The sequence below is a fragment of the Cohnella thailandensis genome, from assembly GCF_014212135.1.
In the GTDB taxonomy this organism is placed as follows: Bacteria; Bacillota; Bacilli; order Paenibacillales; family Paenibacillaceae; genus Cohnella; species Cohnella thailandensis.
Genome location: NZ_JACJVQ010000019.1, coordinates 451,391 through 469,167 on the forward strand (window position 1 = coordinate 451,391; position 17,777 = coordinate 469,167).

Consider the following 17,777-nt stretch of genomic DNA (forward strand, 5'->3'; position numbering starts at 1 on the left):
AGCGGGCAAGGAAAATTGCGGATGCAGAGGAGCGAACCGGCATTGGATCAAGCGAGATTGCAGCTGCTCGAGTGGAACGAGCAATTGGCGGCATGCGGGGAACGCAGGAAGCTGAAGGAGAAGAGGCAACGGCGTCTGACGGAGCTGAAGGAGCTGATCGCCCGCCAGGGAAAGGCCGTTGAAGAGAGCAGAATCCTGGCCAACGAGGAGCAGTCGGATGTCGAGACGTTGACGAAAGCATCCATCCCGAGGGCTTGGTACAAACTGATCGGGCAGCTGGATGAGCGGCTTGAACAAGAGGAGAAGGAAGCGGCCGAAGCGACGTTGAAGCTGGATTCGGCGCTGACGGCATTGTCCGCGCTGGAGTCGGAGCTCGCCGAGAATCAGCGGTTGTTCGCCGAAGTCGCGGGCTCGGATAGAGAATACGAAGAGCTGCTCGAGAAGAAGAAGAACTGGATTCGGTTGTTCGACGAACCGACCGAGAAGGAGCTGGATCGGCTTACCGAGGAGACCGGAGCTCTGCGTGCTAGGCTGAAGGAGACGAAGGAAGCGGAGACTGCGGGCTCCAGAGCCTCCGACCGGTTATCTGGCGCTCAGGATAAGCTGCGTTCCGCGCGAAGCTGGGGAACGTACGATATGCTCGGCGGCGGCATGATCTCGACGGCGATCAAGCATAGCCGAATCGACGAGGCGAGAGAGCAGATGCGTCAAGCGCAATCATCGCTGCGCTCCTTCGAGCGGGAGCTGGCCGATCTGGATTGGCAGTCGGGCGCGGGAGACGTGGAGCTGAGCGGCTTCCTGACGTTCGCGGACTACTTTTTTGACGGTTTGTTGATGGATTGGGTCGTGCAGGGCCGGATTAACGAGGCTTTGGAGAAGGTGGACAGCGGGGGAGAGGAAGTGAATCGCCAGCTTGCCCGCTTAGCGAAGGAAAGAACAAGGCTGGAAAGCGAGCTCGCCACGCTCGAGCGGACGTACAGGGAGACGATCGAGCAGAGATAAGCGAATCGGGATGCGACGAAGCGAGCGGCTTGGAAGGGCTGTTCGCTTCGTTTTTTGATATAAAGTTTACATAATAGTAAATATGTAAATAAATTCGGGGCCGACTATGAACGAGTTTCGTTTTCTTTTCCAACAAAAACTTTACAAAGAATAGACGTATTTATATAATGTCTATAAAAAAACCAAACGAAATATAAAGGCGTTGATAAAATGCAAGCATCTGAACTGTTCTGGGAAGTGCCTTTGAATGATTTGATGAAGGGAATCGCTTATCGGGAAGAAGAAGAAGCCTACCTATGTCTCGTTTGCGGGGAGAAATTCGAGCCGGGCATCGTTTACCCTTACGAGGGAGTGCTTTACGAAGCTTCGAGGTTCGCCCAAGTGCATGTAAGCGAGGCGCACGGCTCCATGTTCGACTATTTAATGGGGCTGGACAAGAAGCTGACGGGCTTGACGGAGCTTCAGAAACGGCTGCTTAAGATGTTCCATGACGGCTTGTCCGATAATGAAATCGTCAAAGAGATGGAAGGGGGGAGCACGTCGACGATTCGCAATCATCGCTTCGCTCTGCGGGAGAAAATGAAGCAAGCGAAGGTGTTCTTGGCATTGATGGAGCTTGCTAGCGACAGAACGTCCAAGGCACAGCGATTGATTACGCCTCACAAGACGGCAACTATGGTGGATGAACGATACGCGGTGACGGAGCAAGAGAGGGAGACGATTCTTCGAATCTATTTTAAGGAAGGGCCCGACGGGCCGCTTAGCGAGATTCCTCGCAAGGAGAAGCGCAAGCTCGTCGTTCTGCGGCAGCTGGCCAAGCGGTTCGCGGACAACAAGAAGTACACGGAGAAGGAAGTCAACGCCCTGCTCAAGGAGCGGCATCCCGATTTTGCGACTCTGAGAAGATATCTGATCGAATACGGATTCATGGATCGGGAACCGAATGGGAGCTTGTACTGGATTAAGCAATGAGTCATTTGGTATAATGCAATATTATAAATAAGAAAGCAGGACTCGATCATGGGACGCAAATGGAACAACATTAAGAACAAGAAGGCGTCGAAAGACGCGAGCAACAGCAAGGTTTATGCCAAATTCGGCATCGAAATCTACGTAGCCGCCAAGAAAGGCGAGCCGGATCCGGAAGCGAACCGAGCCCTTAAGGTCGTTCTGGAACGCGCCAAAACATATAACGTGCCGAAGGCCATCATCGACCGTGCCCTCGATAAAGCCAAAGGCTCCGCGGAAGAGAACTACGTCGAGCTGCGCTACGAAGGCTTCGGCCCGAACGGCTCGATGATTATCGTCGATACGCTGACGAATAACGTGAACCGCACGGCTTCCTCCGTTCGCGCCGCGTTCAGCAAGAACGGCGGCAATATGGGCGTAACCGGCTCGGTCGCTTACATGTTCGACGCGACGGCCGTCATCGGCTTGACCGGCAAAACGGTCGACGAGGTGATGGAGCTGTTGCTCGAGACCGACGTAGACGTGCGCGATGTCGTGGAAGAGGACGATTCGGTCGTCGTGTATGCCGATCCGGAGCAATTCCACGCCGTTCAAGACGCGATCAAGAGCATGGGCGTGACGGAATTCACCGTAGCGGAACTGACGATGATTCCTCAGAATTACGTGCAGCTTCCGGAGGAATCGCTGCCGTCCTTCGAGAAGATCATCGACGCGCTGGACGATCTGGAAGACGTTCAGCAGGTGTATCACAACGTGGAGCTTGAAGACGAAGAATAAGTCGAAGCGGCGGAGAGAAGAGCGCAGGCTCTTTACTCCGCCGCTTTTTTGATCGGTCGGAGAACTCGTCCATACCAATGCCTTGCAGCTGAATATTCTACTGTTGGAGGTGTGGCGATGAGAAAGGCCGACATCCATACGCGAAGACGATGAAGCGTCACCCCATCGTGCTCTTCGTTCATATTCCGAAGGCTGCGGGAACCGGCGCGGCCGTCTTGTTCTACGAACAATATAAAGAGAAGCTCGGCGTCATCGACATGAACGTCTGGGACCGCTGGCAGGAGCGCATGCGGGATGCGCCTTATCGGTTCGATTGCCTGTTCGGTCATTTCAGCTACGGCATCCACGAAGATATCGCGCGGGCCGCCGAATATACTTCCGTTATGCGCAATCCGATCGATGCCATCCTTTCGTACCACTCCTTTATCGTTAGCAAGCCGGATCATCCTTTTCACCAATTCATGGGGAACGGGAGCTTGGACCAGTTCTTAAAGCTACCTCCGGAGCTCTTGTTCGTTTTTCGCAACTATCAGACCACGATGCTTACCGGCAAGCTGAACGCGACGGCATCGGAGGCGATCGAGCTGATCGGGCGGAAATATCCTATACTCGGTACGGTCGAACGTCTGCCGGAGACGATTTACTTCTGGCAGAAGAGGTACGGGTGGGGAGAAGTCGTAATGCGGATGGAAGAGGGCAAAAACGCGTCCGAAGCGCCCCGCAAGCTCTCCTTAGCGGAGATCCGCGGAATCGAGGAGCTTGTCCGCGTCGATCTCGACGTGTATGCCTTCGTCCGTTCGAGGCTGGCGCAGATGATAATCGCCCTCTCGTCCGGAGAGAAAGCGGCGATTCGGGAATTAAAAGAAACGGGCCGGTTAAGCCCGTTTCTCCATTAAATATGTCGGATGCCGCTTAAGCTGGCTCCGCTCACGAAGAATCGTTCGATGTTCTTCTCCACGGTCGGGTCCGGAATGAGCGGAGGCGCGTGGTGCGGCTTGAGCCGAATGTCCAGGATGACATTGTCGCAAGCCCAATGCTTGTTCTCGTAAGCGCTGTTCACGCCGTAAATATCGTGGGACGGATTGCTTCTGGTGAAGGCGACCCAGAGGAAGTTCGACAGGCTAGCGCTGACGAAGCCGCTGTCGTCGCAGACGAGAATCATCGGGCAGCCGTCCAGCTCCCCGCGCGCGCGGAGCTCTTCGCCCAGCTCTTGAAGCTCTCTTCCGGCGTCCTCATAGCTGACGAACGGCGCAGCTTGGAGCGCCACGACTCCCGGGACGACGAGCCGCGCGTTCTCGAAGCCGCGGATCCGCTTCAGCGCTTCCGGTACGTCGCGGCAAAGCTCCCGGCGAACGTCCCCGTACGCGGCGAAGACGACCTTGCTTCCGCCGTTAAGCTCCCCGCCCGAATAATCGAGAGTATCGATCGTCGTGTTCGTATGGAAGTGAAGATCGCGCCTGAGGTCGATTCTCTCCAGAATGTAAGTAAGAAAATCGACGATGTCATGCGTATCGAGCGGACGCTCGTCCTCCGCGGTGATGAACAGGTACTTCGCCAAGCTCAGCTGATTGGTTCCCAGGATCCGGTTGGCTATCGTGAGCAGCTCGGTCGGCTTCTTGGTCTGCAGGTAAGGCGTGTAGCGTTCGCTGCCGATCGCCAGCAGAAGGGGGTGCACGCCTGCCGCGTCGACGGCATGTACCTCCTTGACGCCCGGGATTTCGCCGCTGATCGCATCGCCCGTGATCTCGTGAATCAGTTCTCCGAAGGACGTGTCTTCCTGCGGCGGGCGGCCGACGACGGTGAACGGCCAGATGGCGTTCTTCTTCGCGAACACCCGATGCACCTTCATGACCGGGAAGGGGTGGGCCAGGCTGTAATATCCCAGGTGATCGCCGAAGGGGCCCTCCGGCTTGGTGTCCATCGGATGAATCTCGCCGGTAATGACGAAGTCCGCGTCGTTGCTGATGCAGAAGCCGTCCAGGTAGCTGTAGCGGAACCGGCGGCCGCCGAGCAGGCCGGCGAACAGCATCTCGCTGAGACCTTCGGGCAGCGGCATGACGGCGGACAGCATATGGGCAGGCGGGCCGCCGACGAAGCAGCTGACCTTCAGCGGCTCTCCTCGCCGGGTCGCCTTCTGCTGGTGGATGCCGATGCCTCTATGAATCTGGTAATGCACGCCGACCTCTTCGTTCAAGCGGTAATCGTTGCCGCTTAGCTGGATCCGGTACATTCCCAGGTTGGAGTTCATGATCCCGGGCTTGTCGGGGTCTTCCGAGTATACCTGCGGAAGCGTCACGAAGGCGCCTCCGTCATCCGGCCAGTGCTTGATGAGGGGAAGATCGCCGATCCGGATCTCTTGTTCCGCTACGGGGAAGCCGCCGGATTGCTTCGAGGGCAGCGCCTTCAAGGCGGCGAAGCCGGAAGAGATATTCTGCAGCGGGTGCTTCAGCGCCTGCATCGGATCGTCGCGCAGCTTGACGACCTGCTGCACGGCGTTTAACGTATGGCGGAAAATAAATTTGCTGCGCTCGAGCGTGCCGAACAAGTTCGAAACCGCAGGGAATCGAGTGCCCTTCACTCGTTCGAATAAGAGGGCGGGGCCTCCCGCCTCGTAAACTTTGAGATGAATGGCCGCCATCTCCAGATGGGGGTCCACTTCTTCCCGAACGCGAACGAGGTGACCATGCCGTTCGAGATCGATGACGCATTCTTCCAAACTTTTGTACATAAATGATAGTCTCCATTCCCCGATGCAAAGGTTATGTACAGAATATCGCAATCGGCGAGCGAACTCAATGCAAGAAAGAAGCGGCGGAGGAAGATCCCTCTCGTCGCCAGATAGGCTCGCGTTCCGAACGCTAGAACATGCTCCAATCCATCTCTTGGGAGATCGTCTCCAGCAGACGAACCCCCGCGCAGCTATTCCCTTTGGCGTTCAGCGCGGGACCGACGACGCCGATTCCGAATCGGCCCGGAACGAGAGCGAGGATGCCGCCGGAGACGCCGCTCTTGGCGGGAAGCCCGACCTGGATGGCGAATTCTCCGGAAGCATTGTACATGCCGCAGGTCGTCATGAACGTCTTCGCGATCTGGACGAACCGGCGGGGAATCAGAGACTCGCCCGTGACCGGGTCCGTCCCGTTGCAGGAGAGGACGAGCGCCATCCGGGATAAATCGGCGCAATCCGCCTGGATGGAGCAATGCCGGAAGTAGACGTCGAGCACGTCGTCGACCTTGCCTTCGAGCACTCCGTGATCCTTGAGCAGGTACGCCATCGACCGGTTCAAATCGCCCGTCTCGGATTCCGACAAGTAGACGTCGGAATCGTAGGAGAGCCGGTCGTTGCCGGCGAGGCGCTTGAAGAATTCAAGGATTCTCGCCGACTTCTCGGCGGGGCCGGATCCCTTGATCAACGAAGAGATCGTGATCGCCCCCGCGTTGATCAGCGGGTTGAAGGGAATGCCGGGCTGCACGAGCTCCAGCTTCAGCATGGAATTGAAGTTGTCGCCCGTCGGCTCCATGCCCACCTTGTCGAACACGGCCTTTTCTCCGTTGTCCATCAAGGCAAGAATGAGCGTAAATACCTTCGAGATGCTCTGCATGGTGAATTTCAGCTCGCTGTCCCCGGCGGAGACCGATTGTCCGGCCGAGCTGAGGATCGTAATTCCGAGGGCGTCTTTGGGCGCTTTGGACAGCTCCGGGATATAAGCGGCTACCTTACCGCGCGAGGTATAGACCCGGCTCGCATCGACCCATGCGGACAAGCTTTGCTCGAGCCTTGCCATTTCGCTTGTGCTCATGCTGACATTTCCCCTTTTTCCCAACGGTATTGCCGCCCTAGTCAGTCGCATGACCCGGCTGCTTCGTCGACGGCCGTCGTTGTATGCTATTATCGGTCAATTCGAGAAGCTTATAAAGGGCCGTTCGGCGCCATTCAGCCGTTGATGCGTGTTTTATCGGGGGCGGGCATGCTATTCTAATGGAAGGACCCGTTTTTGGCATAATAATCATATTCGTTCGGCTTCTTGACCGGAAGGGGATGGACAGAAGAGTGCAGCTTATCTTTCTTGGAACGGGCGCCGGACGTCCGACGCTCGAACGCAACGTGACCTCGATCGCCTTGCAGTTTCCGGAGCGCCATAATCGCTTCTGGCTGTTCGATGCGGGGGAAGGGACGCAGCATCGCCTGCTCGGCATCAAGCGCTTGAAGCTGAGCAAGCTGGATAAAATATTCATTACTCATCTGCACGGGGATCACCTGTACGGATTGCCCGGGCTTCTCACCAGCCGCTCCTTCATCGAAGGCGCGGGGAAGCTGACCGTCTACGGCCCTCCGGGGCTGAAAGCTTACCTTGACGGCATTATGGACATCAGCGAGGTTCATCTCGATTACGAGCTGGAGATCGTGGAGCTAGCCTCCGAGAAGATGGAGCAGACCGTGCTCGAGGACAGCTTCTGCCGGATCGTCGCCATGGAGCTGGATCATCGCATTCGCTGCTACGGCTATCGGATCATGGAGTCTCCGAAGACCGGCTCTCTCGACTTGGAGAAGCTCAAGCGGCTCGGAATTTCTCCCGGGCCCGAATACGGCAAGCTAAAGAGAGGGGAGGCGGTCACGTTGAAGGATGGCACCGTCATCCGGTCCGAAGAAGTGCTGTCGAGCCCTAAGAAGGGCGTGACGGTGACGATTCTCGGGGATACGGCACCGTGCGAGAATGCGGTAAAGCTGGCGCATGAAGCCGATCTTCTCGTCCATGAAGCGACTTTCGCTTCCGGACTGGAGGAGAAAGCGGCCGCTTACGGCCATTCGACGATAACGCAGGCTGCCCGGGCGGCGCGCGAGGCAAGGGCGAAGTGTCTCGTGGTCACGCACTTCAGCGCCCGCTACGCGGCCGATGCGGTCGAGCGGATGGCGGAGGAGGCCCGCTCCGTCTTCGGGAACCTGCACGCCGCCGCCGACGGCAGAGAATTCGCCATTCCCATGGACGCCGCCGGCGAAGATTAGTATAATTTCGGAGATTGAACTTCGGCAGATCCGAATCGCCATGGGAGAGGCAGGATGACAGGTGGAAGATTATCAAGCTTTGCTAGACCGAATACTGGAGCAGGAGAGGCTGCTTCGGTTCAGCGAATTCAGCCACGGCACCGCGATCGCGCTTGGCAACGCTATTCTGGAGAGAGCCGTCCGGTTGGACAAGCAAATCGTCGTCGATATCCGGCGCAACGGACAAGTCGTCTTCCACGCGAAGATGGACGGAACGGGCCCCAACAACGACCGTTGGATCGAGAGAAAGCTTAATGTCGTTAATCATTTTGGCCACAGTTCGTATTATATGCATGTGCTCTACAAGTCATGGAACACGACGATCCAAGAAAATGCATACGTCGACGCGATGGAGTATTCGGCGGAAGGCGGCTGCTTCCCGATCCTCATGGCGAACGTAGAGGGGCCGATCGGCTCCATCGCCGTCTCCGGCCTGACGGGACCCGAGGATCACGAGATGATCACGGATACGTTAGCGGAGTTTCTTGGGATTGTTTATTGAAGCTTCGTCTCGCCGATCTTGCCTGTCCGCAGTCCGCTTCCCAATAAACGGGAGGCGGGCTTTTATTTTCCGAGCCGACTTTAAGGAAATCTTAAGATTTGTCTCGTAAAATCTTTAGGTAATGCATGTAAACTATTAGAAGATTTTGCGAAACAGCAACGATGCAAGATAGGCTTGGAGGCTTGGAACGAGATGAGATCGACTTTTAAACTGACGCTTACGATTTTTATCCTTTTTCTTTCGGCCGTGGGGATCTTCGGAATCATTCATACCCGAGCGGACGAATCGAATAACGGGAACGACAACGCCCCGGCGGAAGCAAGCCAGAAGGCGGAGTCGGCGGCGGCGTCCGGCGAGGCGGATCCGGTGGAAGCGGAAGACCAAATCTTGACGGTTCAATCGGTTAAATACTTCTTGTCCGGCAATCAAGCCGCGAGCTTATTTACGTATAACGAGAGCGCCGCGGAGCAATACGCGGAAGCGCTGAACAAGTTCAAGGCGAGCATCGATCCGACGATCCGCGTATACTCGCTTCTGGCGCCTTCGGCCGGGGAGTTCGTAGACAGCGAGATGGCCAAGCGGAATTCCGACTCGCAGAAGGACGCTTTCGCCCATATCGACGAGAAGCTGAATTCGGAGATCGTGCAGGTGGACGCCTACGACGCCATCGAGACGCACCAGGACGAATATTTGTACTTTCGAACCGATCATCACTGGACGGCTCTGGGCGCTTATTACGCTTATTCCAGGTTCATGGAGTCGATCGGCGAAGAGCCGCAGAAGCTGAGCGCGTTCAAGGAAGGCTCGATCGACGGCTTCCTCGGCAGCGAATACAAGGCGCTTAAGAACGAAGCGCTTCGCGCGAAGCCGGATACGATCGCCTATTACGTCCCGCAGACGAAATATACCTTTACGGCTTATTCGACGAAGAACGAGCCTCTTGTCCGAAACATCGTCGACGCGAAATACGCGAACGATAGCATCGGTTTATATGCGGTGTTCATGGGGGGCGACACGCCTTGGGGCGAGATCGATACCGACAACAAGAACGGCCGCAAGCTCGTCGTCGTGAAGGATTCGTTCGCCAACGCCTTTATCCCGTATCTGCTAGCTCATTACGAAACGATTTATTACGTCGACCCTAGGTCCTATAAGGGCAATCTTACGGAATTCGTGCAGGAGCATCAAGCGACCGAGGTGCTGTTCCTGAACAACGCGACGGTCGCCCGCAATTCGGCAATGGCCCAATCGATCTCCGGACTATTATAAGGCGGGTCCGATCCGGCATAAGCGGCAACCGCCAAGAGAAGACTAGAGGACAAAGAGGCAGTCGCCATCGGAGGTCCCCATATGTCGGAATGGCTTCAAAACCAAATAAACGGTGACAAAATGAGCAGTTTGATTGCATTCCGGCCGGAGTGCGGTTAAACTGCTTTTTGTCCAGATACGTTAACGAAAGAGACACAAGTTTTTGACAGAATCATGTTAGGTGTCAAATGAAGAGGAATCGCTGCCCATTTTGTGATAGCATGGGAGGAGAGAGAAAGAGGAAGGAGTGTTCGTGCATGCGAGCGCAAGCCGACCGTCTCGGGTACGAGATATCCGTCAAGTCGATAACCAATATCGTATTCGAGACCATTAAAATAGGAATCATCAAATCGAATCTGATCTCGATGTTCGCGGGTCTCTGCATGGCGCTGTACGTGTCGGAAGCATCGTTCTTCGATAAAATCGGCGACATCGTACTGGCGCTGATCGGGACGACCTTCGTCATCGGGGCTGCGGGAGCCTTCAACAACGTCTACGACCGGGACATCGACATTATCATGGAGCGTACGAAGAAGAGACCGACGGTAACGGGCCAGGTCAGCGCGAAGAACGCGATTCTCGTCGGATCGGCGTTGTCCGTCCTGGGCGTGATTTTGCTGTATTGGGCATCCCCGATGGCGGCGCTGTTCGGCTTCCTCGGCCTGTTCCTGTACGTTGTGCCTTACACGATGTGGACGAAGCGCCGAACGGTATACAACACGGAAGTCGGAAGCCTGTCGGGCGCGACGCCTCCTCTGATCGGTTGGGCGGCCATCTCGAGCGATCTGAACCATCCCGCGCTGCTGGCGATTTTCCTGCTCATGCTCGTCTGGCAGATGCCTCACTTCTATGCGATCGCGATTAGGCGCATGGAGGAGTACAAGGCGGCGAGCATTCCGATGCTTCCGGTCGTGTACGGCCTTCGCCGGACGTATTACCAGCAGAACTTCTACCTGATCCTGCTCATCGCGACCAGCGCCCTGTTCTGGTCGTTCAGCCCGGCCATCGCGATCGTCAACGCCGTGGTCAGCGTCGCATGGCTCGTTCTCAGCATCGTCGGCTATCGGCGCATGCCCGAGAGCGGCTGGTCCAAGACGATGTTTATTTACTCCCTGTATCACATGACGTTTATCATGCTGGTCATCATCGGCTATTCGCTGATTAAACCCTTGATCTAACGAGCGTTACGACGATAAGCTGTCCCGCGGTCATCCAAGATGACTTGCCGGACGGCTTTTTTGATTGTATAAAGCTTTGCGTCGCTTCCGGGGGATTTGTTCCATTTGGGCAAAATGAATTTATATGGTACGATTCCAGTGACATCTTACCTTATAAGGCGGTACCGAGCGAATGAACGAAACGAGTGCGAAGCGTTATCGCTTCAGCGAAGCCCCGATCTGGGAGCTGCAGCGGCAATATTTCGAGGAGCAAGGCCTCAAAGCCTGGGTCAACGACCAGGTTCCCCAATACGTAACGAGCAATCCGATGATCGGAGCGGCATACGCGGACATCCTCTTCGGAATCCTCCAAGACCGGGCCGCGCAGGGGAAGCGGGACGAACCGGTGTACATCGTCGAGCTCGGAGCCGGGGCTGGACGGCTGGCGAATCACGTCCTGCATTCCCTGCGAGAGCTGATCGACTATTCGGGGCTGGAACTGCCCGAATTCCGTTATATCATGACGGATTTGCCCGCGGAGAACGTCGCCGGTTGGCGGCGCCATCCCGCGCTGAAGCCTTACGTTGAGAGCGGCTGCCTGGATTTCGCCCGGTTCGATGCCGTCAACGACACGGAGCTGCATTTGGCGGTATCGGGCACGACCGTAACTACGGGGCAGCTGGCTCAACCTCTGCTAATCGTCGCGAATTATTTTTTTGACAGCATTCCTCAGGAATTGATTTATGTCGCGGACGGGGAAATCTATGAGTGCGAGGTGGATGTTCGAGCTCCGGGCAAGATGGGGATGCTGGGACCGTCCGAAGCGCTGGAAGCGATGGAGCTGAACTACGTCAACCGGCGGGCGCCGGAATACGAGCGTTCGGATTATCCATACCGGGACGTCATCGAGTATTACCGGGAGGAGCTGGAGGATTCCCACATCCTGTTCCCGGAAGCGGGCTTGCGTTGCCTGGAGAGGCTTCAAGCGCTGTCCCGGGAAGGCTTCATCTTGCTTACGGCGGACAAAGGCGACCATCTGGCGGACAGTTGGCGATTCGCAGAGCCGCCCAAGCTGATTCTGCACGGAAGCTTCTCGCTCACGGCCAATTACCATGCGATTATCCGCGTATTCGAGGACAGGGGCGCTTTGGCGCTTTTTCCCGAGCATCATTACAAGAACATCAACGTCGGCTGCCTGCTGATGGTAAGCGATGCGGCCGGCTACGCGAATGCAAGGCTTGCCTATCGCCGATCCGCCGGGCGGTTCGGGCCGGACGACTTCTTCAGCCTCAAGCTATGGATGGACAAGCATCTGGAGGAGATGAGCCTGCAGGAGCTGCTCGCGTTCTGGCGGCTCGGACGTTACGACGCGGAGTGGTTCATCCAGAGCGGCCGAAGAATGTCGGTCCTCCTGCCGGAGTCGAGCGACGAGGAGAAGCTGGATTTGCAGCTTGGAATCCGGCACATGTGGTCCGCTTATTATGTCATGGAGCAAAAGTACGATTTGGCGCTCGATGTCGGCATGCTGCTCTTCGAGATGGACCGTTACGAAGATGCGCGCCGGTTCCTGGAAGCCTCGCTGGCCGAAGCGACGGAATTGCCGGATCCGATGGTTTATTACTGCCTGGCGATCTGCTGCCTGGAGCAGGAGGAGGCCGGAAGGGCGACGGAATACCTTCTCCAAGCGCTGAAGCAGGAGCCGGAGCATGCCGAAGCGCGCGAGCTTCTGGATGCGTTGACGGGAACGGAGGGATAAACATTGGCGGTAACGACGCAGAAGGTACCTTACGGATACGAGCCTCCGGAGGAACGGACGAAGGGAACGCTGATTTTCTACGATTCCTTCGAGAGGGTTACAAGCGAAGAGTTGGACCGCGCGGCGGAACTGGCGAAGGAGCGTACCTTCTCGCGTCTCGTTCTTTATCCGGTTCACGAAGAAACGATGAAGAGAATGTCCAAGGAGCCCATCCTGGCGTATTACAAGCGGGAAAAGAAGCTGTACGAGTGGAAAGAGGAGAGGGAGGAGGAGTGGATCTCGATCGACGGGTGGGAGGGCAAGAGAAAAAAATACACGCCGATCGACCATGCGCTCCGCCATCTGACGGAGACGCTTCCGGCGCCTTACTTCCTACTTCTGACGCCGGAGATGGCGAACGCGTTCGCTTCCTTCTCCTCCTTCGGGGAATGGATCGGGAAGCTTCGGCTCATTCTAACGGACATGCCGGAGCGGCCTCGCCCGGAATTGCTGAAGGTTCGGGACCGGTGGGACCTAGCGGAAGAAGACAAGGATTGACTTGTCTTCTTCTTTGTACGTTAGGTTCCATATCTGTAACGGAAATGACAGCCGTTATTTGGGCTAAATGCCGCACTTTTACATTCTAACGGAAATAGGAGCCCTTATTGTTGCTCGAATTGCCTATTTTACAGGTTATCTTTCAAAATAGCGGCGTTCACTTCCGTTAAATAAATAAATCGGACTATTGAAGCGAAATAAGGGCTCCCAGTTCCGTTACAATCGGCTTCAGCTTAAGAACGAGAGAAATACCGTGTCTGATGCATTCCGTTTCAAAAAATTATCAAGTCTCGAACAGAACCTGTCCGGCAAGCGACAAATCGTACCCCGAGATCGACCGAAGCTCGCTTAGGAACGGCTCCGAGCGAAGAATGCGCAGGACGGCTTCGATCCATTCCCTATTGTCCGGGCGCTTAAGAAGCACCAAGTCGTAACGCTCCTGAATGAGCGGGATAAAATCCACTCCTCCGACGATGGCCGCCGCTTTCTCGATGCCGACCCCGACATCCGCTTCGCCCGAAGCGACTTTGCCCGCGACTCCCAAATGATTGTTTTCCTCCCGGTCATACCCATCCAGCTTGGAGGCGGAGATGCCATGCAGCCGGAGCTGCTCGTCAAGCAGAACGCGCGCGCCCGAGCCGCGTTCGCGGTTAACGAGTCTTAATCCGGCGCCGCCTAGGTCGCTCCAGTCCCGAAGCTTCTTCGGATTGCCCCGCTGCACGTATAGGCCCGCACGGCGGCTTAACAGATTAACCACAAGGTAAGAGGAACCGATTAGCAGCTTGCGGATGTAGGGCAGGTTGTATTCGCCGGTATCCCCGTCGAGAAGGTGAGTACTGACGATGTCCGATTCTCCCCGGTACATGGCGATCAGGCTGTCCAGGCTCCCGACATAGGCGCGCAGCGGACGAATTCCCGGAATCGCCTTCTCCATGTGCTTCGCGAGAATATCGAGGCTGATGTCCTGGCCGGTAATGACGATCGGCCGCTGGCCTCCGGTCGGCGAGAGAGGGAAGGAGGCGGACCCGGTCGTACCGATCGTCCCGGGCGCGGCCCGCGAGGGCTCTTCGGACGGTTCCTTGATTCCTTTGGCTTTTCTCTTGTATGCTTCCAGATCGGATGCATCGACCCGCATCTGCTTCCCGACGCGATAAGCGGGGAGCTCGCCTTTCTTGATCAGGTCATACACCGTCAGCTTGGATATCTTGAGGAGCTTCGCAATCTCTTCCGTCGTATACGAAATGTCTTCGGTCATCGGTATTCTCCTTGGGCGAGTTTACAAAAACAACCTTCGTAAACCGTATTGTAACACAATCAAACGATAGGGGGATTGTAAAACCATGTTCGCCTCTGTAAGATGATGTTTAGTTATAATTGATTATAATTAGATATAAATGGAGAGGGTGCTGGAGAATGCGGATGTGGAGAAAAAGCCTGCTGGCTGTCCTGATGGTCGCGCTTATCGCGGTCGCGGCGGCTTGCGGCAACGATACGGAATCGAAGGAGGCGGCGTCGGCCGAGAAAGCAGAGCTGACGGTCTCCGCCGCGGCCAGCTTGACCGATGCTCTGAACGACATCAAAGAGGCATATGCCAACGTCGTTCCTAACGTCACGATTACATACAACTTCGGCGCTTCCGGCGCGCTTCAGAAGCAGATCGAGGAAGGCGCGCCTGCCGACCTGTTCCTGTCCGCCGCGACGAAGAACATGAAGGCGCTGGTCGACAAGGGGCTTATCGCATCGGATCGAACGACGACGCTCCTAAACAATGAATTGGTCGCCATCGTTCCGAAGGACAACGCGGCGAAGATCTCCGGCGTATCGGAACTGACTTCGGACGCCGTAACATTCATCGCGGTCGGCATTCCGGACAGCGTGCCGGCCGGCCAATACGCGAAGGATTCCTTGACGCAAGCGGGCTTGTGGGATTCCCTTCAGAGCAAGCTGGTTCAAGGGAAGGACGTAAAGCAGGTGCTCCAATACGTCGAGACCGGCAACGCGGACATCGGGTTCGTTTACAAGACCGATGCGCTCGTCTCCGACAAGGTGGAGGTCGCCTTCGCGGTCGATCCGGCTACCTATACGAAGATCGAATACCCGATCGGCATCGTCAAGGCGACGACGCATTCGGAACAGGCGCAAGCGTTCTACGATTACCTTCAAACCGAGGAAGCGATGAACATTTTCACCCAATACGGCTTCTCGGCTCCGAATAATTAACGATGGATTGGTCGGATTACGGAACGCCGATCAAGCTGTCGCTGCAGGTATCGCTTCTGGCCAGCGTTATCGTCATGATCCTTGGCACCCTTATGGCCAGATGGATGAGCCGGGCGGCCTTTAGGGGCAAAGTGCTGCTAGAGACGCTCTTTATGCTGCCGCTCGTGCTTCCGCCGACCGTAGTGGGATTTATCTTGCTGGTGCTGCTCGGGAGAAGAAGCTGGCTCGGGCAGTTCATCGAGTGGGCGTTTAACGCTCCGGTCATCTTCAGCTGGTGGGCGGCGGTCGTCGCGGCGGTCGTCGTCGCTTTCCCGCTCGTGTACCAGTCGATGAGGGTGGGATTCGATTCCGTCGACCGAAATCTGGAGGAATCGGCTCGATCGAATGGCGCGAACGAGTGGCAGGTGTTCAAATTCATTACTCTCCCGCTCAGTTATCGTTCCTTGGTCACCGCCTATATCCTGGGGTTCGCTAGAGCGCTAGGGGAATTCGGAGCCACGCTCATGATCGCCGGGAACATTCCGGGACGCACGCAGACGCTTCCGACCGCGATCTACGTAGCCGTCGACTCCGGTCATATGCGCCTGGCATGGGCTTGGACCGGGACGATCGTCGTCGTTTCTTTTCTCATGCTGCTGTTAACGGGCAGGACCTCCAAGAGCGCGTCGGAGAGCCATTCTCATCGATAATCCTGAGTCGATTCCGAAGGGAGTCGGCTCTTTGCGTTGAATAACGAAGCGATTCTTCTGGAACCATTCAGGGTAATCGTACGTAGAAGCTTACTAGGACAATGGTTTAAATAAACTATTAATTGGGAAAAGGAAGATCGGATTGGGCCTAAACTTGTTTTTGGTTGTTATTCTCATCGTGTTAACCGCATTTTTTGTCGCTACCGAATTTGCCATCGTTAAGCTTCGCTCCAGCCGAGTGGATCAGTTGGTTTTGGAAGGGAAAAAGAATGCTCTAGCGGTACAGAAAGTCACCACTAACCTTGATGCGTATCTGTCGGCCTGTCAGCTCGGCATTACGATTACCGCGTTAGGACTTGGATGGCTTGGAGAACCTACGATCGAAAAACTGCTTCATCCGCTGTTCGAATACTTGGCATTGGGCGAGAACGCGAGCCATATCATTTCGTTTGCCGTAGCGTTCGTCATCATGACTTACCTGCACGTGGTTCTTGGAGAATTGGCTCCTAAGTCCGCTGCGATTCTGAAAGCCGAGCAGGTTGCGCTCTTTACGGCTCCGATTATCATCTTCTTCTACAAAGTCATGTATCCGTTCATCTGGGCGCTTAACGGCTCGGCCCGCGGTTTCGTGAAGCTGTTCGGCTTGAAGCCGGTCGGCGAGCACGAGGAAGCCCATTCCGAGGACGAGATCCGCATCATTCTCTCGGAAAGCTATCAGAGCGGGAAGATCAACAAGACCGAATACGGATACGTCAATCGAATCTTTACGTTCGACGAGCTGCTGGCTCGCGAAATCATGGTTCCCCGTACGGATATGGTCTGCTTATACGCGGATCGTTCGGTGGAGGAGAACCGGGCGATTATCAAGAAAGAGCAATATACGCGTTTTCCGGTGGCGTTGGGCGACAAGGACCACATCATCGGGATTTTAAATACGAAACAGTTCTTCCTGAGCTACGACAACGATCCGAGCTTCGATTACAAGACGCTGATCCAGCCGGTCATGACGGTCCCGGAAGCGATGCCGGTCAAGACCCTTCTTCGCAAAATGCAGCAGGAGAACGTTCATATCGCGCTGCTGCTTGACGAATACGGCGGAACGTCGGGGCTTATTACGATCGAGGACATCCTCGAGGAGATCGTCGGAGAAATCCGCGACGAATTCGATAAGGACGAAGGCCGGGAGATCGAGCCGCTCGGCAACAACCGATTCCTGGTGGAAGGAACGGCCTTGATCGAGGAAGTGAACCAAGTCGTCGGCTCGACGATCGAAGACGAGGACGTCGACTCCATCGGCGGATGGCTGTACAATCACCAGCCGGAATTGCCGACCGGAAGCGCTTGGCTCCATGACGGCTTCAGCTATATCGTTCGCGATCGGGACAAGAACCGCATTCGCAAAATCGAAATCGTCAAAAGAGCCGCCACGTAAATCCGAAATGGTACTGTGACATTTCTCAATGACAAAAACATCATAATTCGTTAAGATAGAGACTAATCGAATAGGATTTCAGGTTCCTTCGCCTCGCGCGCAAGGAATAATAGGGAAGCGGGTGAGAATCCCGCGCGGTCCCGCCGCTGTATGAGGGGAGTTCTTGCTATCAGGCCACTGGGCAACCGGGAAGGCAGCAAGAGCGACGAACCTTAAGCCAGAAGACCTGCCTGAATGACAACACCATCAACTCTACGAGCGATAGGGGGTGTTCCGTTCATGTCTGCATATCTTGGCGGCCGCATGGATCGAACCTCTTAACCTACTGGGTTAAGAGGTTTTTTGGCTTGTTTGCTTATGCGTCGGAACATGTTACGAAGGTTT

16 protein-coding genes and 1 riboswitch are annotated in these 17,777 nt (G+C 55.8%); of the genes, 13 read left to right on the plus strand and 3 right to left on the minus strand.

Annotated elements, in window-relative coordinates; genetic code table 11:
- Window positions 1-42: 42 nt before the first annotated feature.
- From H7B67_RS22775 to H7B67_RS22790, 4 genes are all read left to right on the plus strand, one after another.
- Window positions 43-1,002, plus strand: coding sequence for a hypothetical protein (locus H7B67_RS22775; protein WP_185122156.1), 960 nt, complete (start codon window positions 43-45; stop codon window positions 1,000-1,002).
- Window positions 1,003-1,212: 210 nt separating this feature from the next.
- The gene (locus H7B67_RS22780; RefSeq protein WP_185122157.1) at window positions 1,213-1,974 is read left to right on the plus strand and encodes a DUF2087 domain-containing protein; all 762 of its coding nucleotides are present in this window, start codon (window positions 1,213-1,215) and stop codon (window positions 1,972-1,974) included.
- 48 nt (window positions 1,975-2,022) lie between these two features.
- Window positions 2,023-2,748, plus strand: a complete 726-nt coding sequence (locus H7B67_RS22785; RefSeq protein WP_185122158.1) for a YebC/PmpR family DNA-binding transcriptional regulator — start codon at window positions 2,023-2,025, stop codon at window positions 2,746-2,748.
- A 149-nt stretch (window positions 2,749-2,897) separates the two neighbouring features.
- Window positions 2,898-3,644: a hypothetical protein gene (locus tag H7B67_RS22790; RefSeq protein WP_185122159.1), complete on the plus strand. Its 747-nt coding sequence runs from the start codon at window positions 2,898-2,900 to the stop codon at window positions 3,642-3,644.
- On the opposite strand, the gene H7B67_RS22795 is transcribed toward H7B67_RS22790, so the two are convergent.
- The gene (locus H7B67_RS22795) at window positions 3,641-5,476 is read right to left on the minus strand and encodes a UbiD family decarboxylase (protein WP_185122160.1); all 1,836 of its coding nucleotides are present in this window, start codon (window positions 5,474-5,476) and stop codon (window positions 3,641-3,643) included. The two genes, H7B67_RS22790 and H7B67_RS22795, sit on opposite strands and share 4 nt — an antisense overlap.
- A gap of 130 nt (window positions 5,477-5,606) precedes the next feature.
- Window positions 5,607-6,548 carry a glutaminase A gene (gene glsA, locus H7B67_RS22800; protein WP_185122161.1) on the minus strand — a complete coding sequence of 314 codons (942 nt, stop codon included), beginning with the start codon at window positions 6,546-6,548 and terminating at the stop codon, window positions 5,607-5,609.
- A gap of 251 nt (window positions 6,549-6,799) precedes the next feature.
- Between glsA and rnz the strand changes: the two genes are divergently transcribed.
- From rnz to H7B67_RS22830, 6 genes are all read left to right on the plus strand, one after another.
- Window positions 6,800-7,753 (plus strand): ribonuclease Z, encoded by a 954-nt coding sequence (gene rnz, locus H7B67_RS22805; protein WP_185122162.1) that lies wholly within the window; start codon window positions 6,800-6,802, stop codon window positions 7,751-7,753.
- Window positions 7,754-7,814: 61 nt separating this feature from the next.
- Window positions 7,815-8,294, plus strand: coding sequence for a heme-degrading domain-containing protein (locus H7B67_RS22810; protein WP_185122163.1), 480 nt, complete (start codon window positions 7,815-7,817; stop codon window positions 8,292-8,294).
- A 192-nt stretch (window positions 8,295-8,486) separates the two neighbouring features.
- Window positions 8,487-9,563: a DHHW family protein gene (locus tag H7B67_RS22815; RefSeq protein ID WP_185122164.1), complete on the plus strand. Its 1,077-nt coding sequence runs from the start codon at window positions 8,487-8,489 to the stop codon at window positions 9,561-9,563.
- 296 nt (window positions 9,564-9,859) lie between these two features.
- The gene (cyoE, locus tag H7B67_RS22820) at window positions 9,860-10,780 is read left to right on the plus strand and encodes a heme o synthase (RefSeq protein ID WP_185122165.1); all 921 of its coding nucleotides are present in this window, start codon (window positions 9,860-9,862) and stop codon (window positions 10,778-10,780) included.
- Window positions 10,781-10,952: 172 nt separating this feature from the next.
- On the plus strand, window positions 10,953-12,515 hold the full coding sequence (locus H7B67_RS22825; RefSeq protein WP_185122166.1) for an SAM-dependent methyltransferase: 1,563 nt from the start codon (window positions 10,953-10,955) through the stop codon (window positions 12,513-12,515).
- A gap of 3 nt (window positions 12,516-12,518) precedes the next feature.
- The gene (locus H7B67_RS22830; RefSeq protein WP_185122167.1) at window positions 12,519-13,052 is read left to right on the plus strand and encodes a hypothetical protein; all 534 of its coding nucleotides are present in this window, start codon (window positions 12,519-12,521) and stop codon (window positions 13,050-13,052) included.
- Between the two features lie 283 nt (window positions 13,053-13,335).
- On the opposite strand, the gene H7B67_RS22835 is transcribed toward H7B67_RS22830, so the two are convergent.
- A complete protein-coding gene (locus H7B67_RS22835; RefSeq protein ID WP_185122168.1) occupies window positions 13,336-14,307 on the minus strand; it encodes a helix-turn-helix transcriptional regulator in 972 nt (323 codons plus the stop codon).
- Between the two features lie 158 nt (window positions 14,308-14,465).
- Between H7B67_RS22835 and modA the strand changes: the two genes are divergently transcribed.
- The 3 genes from modA (at window position 14,466) to H7B67_RS22850 (ending at window position 17,393) form a co-directional block, all read left to right on the plus strand.
- Window positions 14,466-15,272 (plus strand): molybdate ABC transporter substrate-binding protein, encoded by an 807-nt coding sequence (gene modA / locus H7B67_RS22840; RefSeq protein ID WP_185122169.1) that lies wholly within the window; start codon window positions 14,466-14,468, stop codon window positions 15,270-15,272.
- A 2-nt stretch (window positions 15,273-15,274) separates the two neighbouring features.
- Window positions 15,275-15,961 carry a molybdate ABC transporter permease subunit gene (gene modB, locus H7B67_RS22845; protein WP_185122170.1) on the plus strand — a complete coding sequence of 229 codons (687 nt, stop codon included), beginning with the start codon at window positions 15,275-15,277 and terminating at the stop codon, window positions 15,959-15,961.
- A 142-nt stretch (window positions 15,962-16,103) separates the two neighbouring features.
- Window positions 16,104-17,393, plus strand: coding sequence for a hemolysin family protein (locus H7B67_RS22850; RefSeq protein ID WP_185122171.1), 1,290 nt, complete (start codon window positions 16,104-16,106; stop codon window positions 17,391-17,393).
- Window positions 17,394-17,456: 63 nt separating this feature from the next.
- Window positions 17,457-17,641, plus strand: a riboswitch (cobalamin riboswitch).
- The last annotated feature ends 136 nt before the right edge of the window (window positions 17,642-17,777 follow it).

Bases quoted from the DNA above. Each gene is read 5' to 3' on its own strand.
- H7B67_RS22780 (WP_185122157.1), top strand. From the start codon at position 1,213: ATGCAAGCATCTGAACTGTTCTGGGAAGTGCCTTTGAATGATTTGATG.
- H7B67_RS22825 (WP_185122166.1), top strand. From the start codon at position 10,953: ATGAACGAAACGAGTGCGAAGCGTTATCGCTTCAGCGAAGCCCCGATC.
- modA (WP_185122169.1), top strand. From the start codon at position 14,466: ATGCGGATGTGGAGAAAAAGCCTGCTGGCTGTCCTGATGGTCGCGCTT.
- glsA (WP_185122161.1), bottom strand. From the start codon at position 6,548: ATGAGCACAAGCGAAATGGCAAGGCTCGAGCAAAGCTTGTCCGCATGG.
- H7B67_RS22785 (WP_185122158.1), top strand. From the start codon at position 2,023: ATGGGACGCAAATGGAACAACATTAAGAACAAGAAGGCGTCGAAAGAC.
- cyoE (WP_185122165.1), top strand. From the start codon at position 9,860: ATGCGAGCGCAAGCCGACCGTCTCGGGTACGAGATATCCGTCAAGTCG.
- H7B67_RS22790 (WP_185122159.1), top strand. From the start codon at position 2,898: ATGAAGCGTCACCCCATCGTGCTCTTCGTTCATATTCCGAAGGCTGCG.
- H7B67_RS22815 (WP_185122164.1), top strand. From the start codon at position 8,487: ATGAGATCGACTTTTAAACTGACGCTTACGATTTTTATCCTTTTTCTT.
- modB (WP_185122170.1), top strand. From the start codon at position 15,275: ATGGATTGGTCGGATTACGGAACGCCGATCAAGCTGTCGCTGCAGGTA.
- H7B67_RS22835 (WP_185122168.1), bottom strand. From the start codon at position 14,307: ATGACCGAAGACATTTCGTATACGACGGAAGAGATTGCGAAGCTCCTC.
- H7B67_RS22795 (WP_185122160.1), bottom strand. From the start codon at position 5,476: ATGTACAAAAGTTTGGAAGAATGCGTCATCGATCTCGAACGGCATGGT.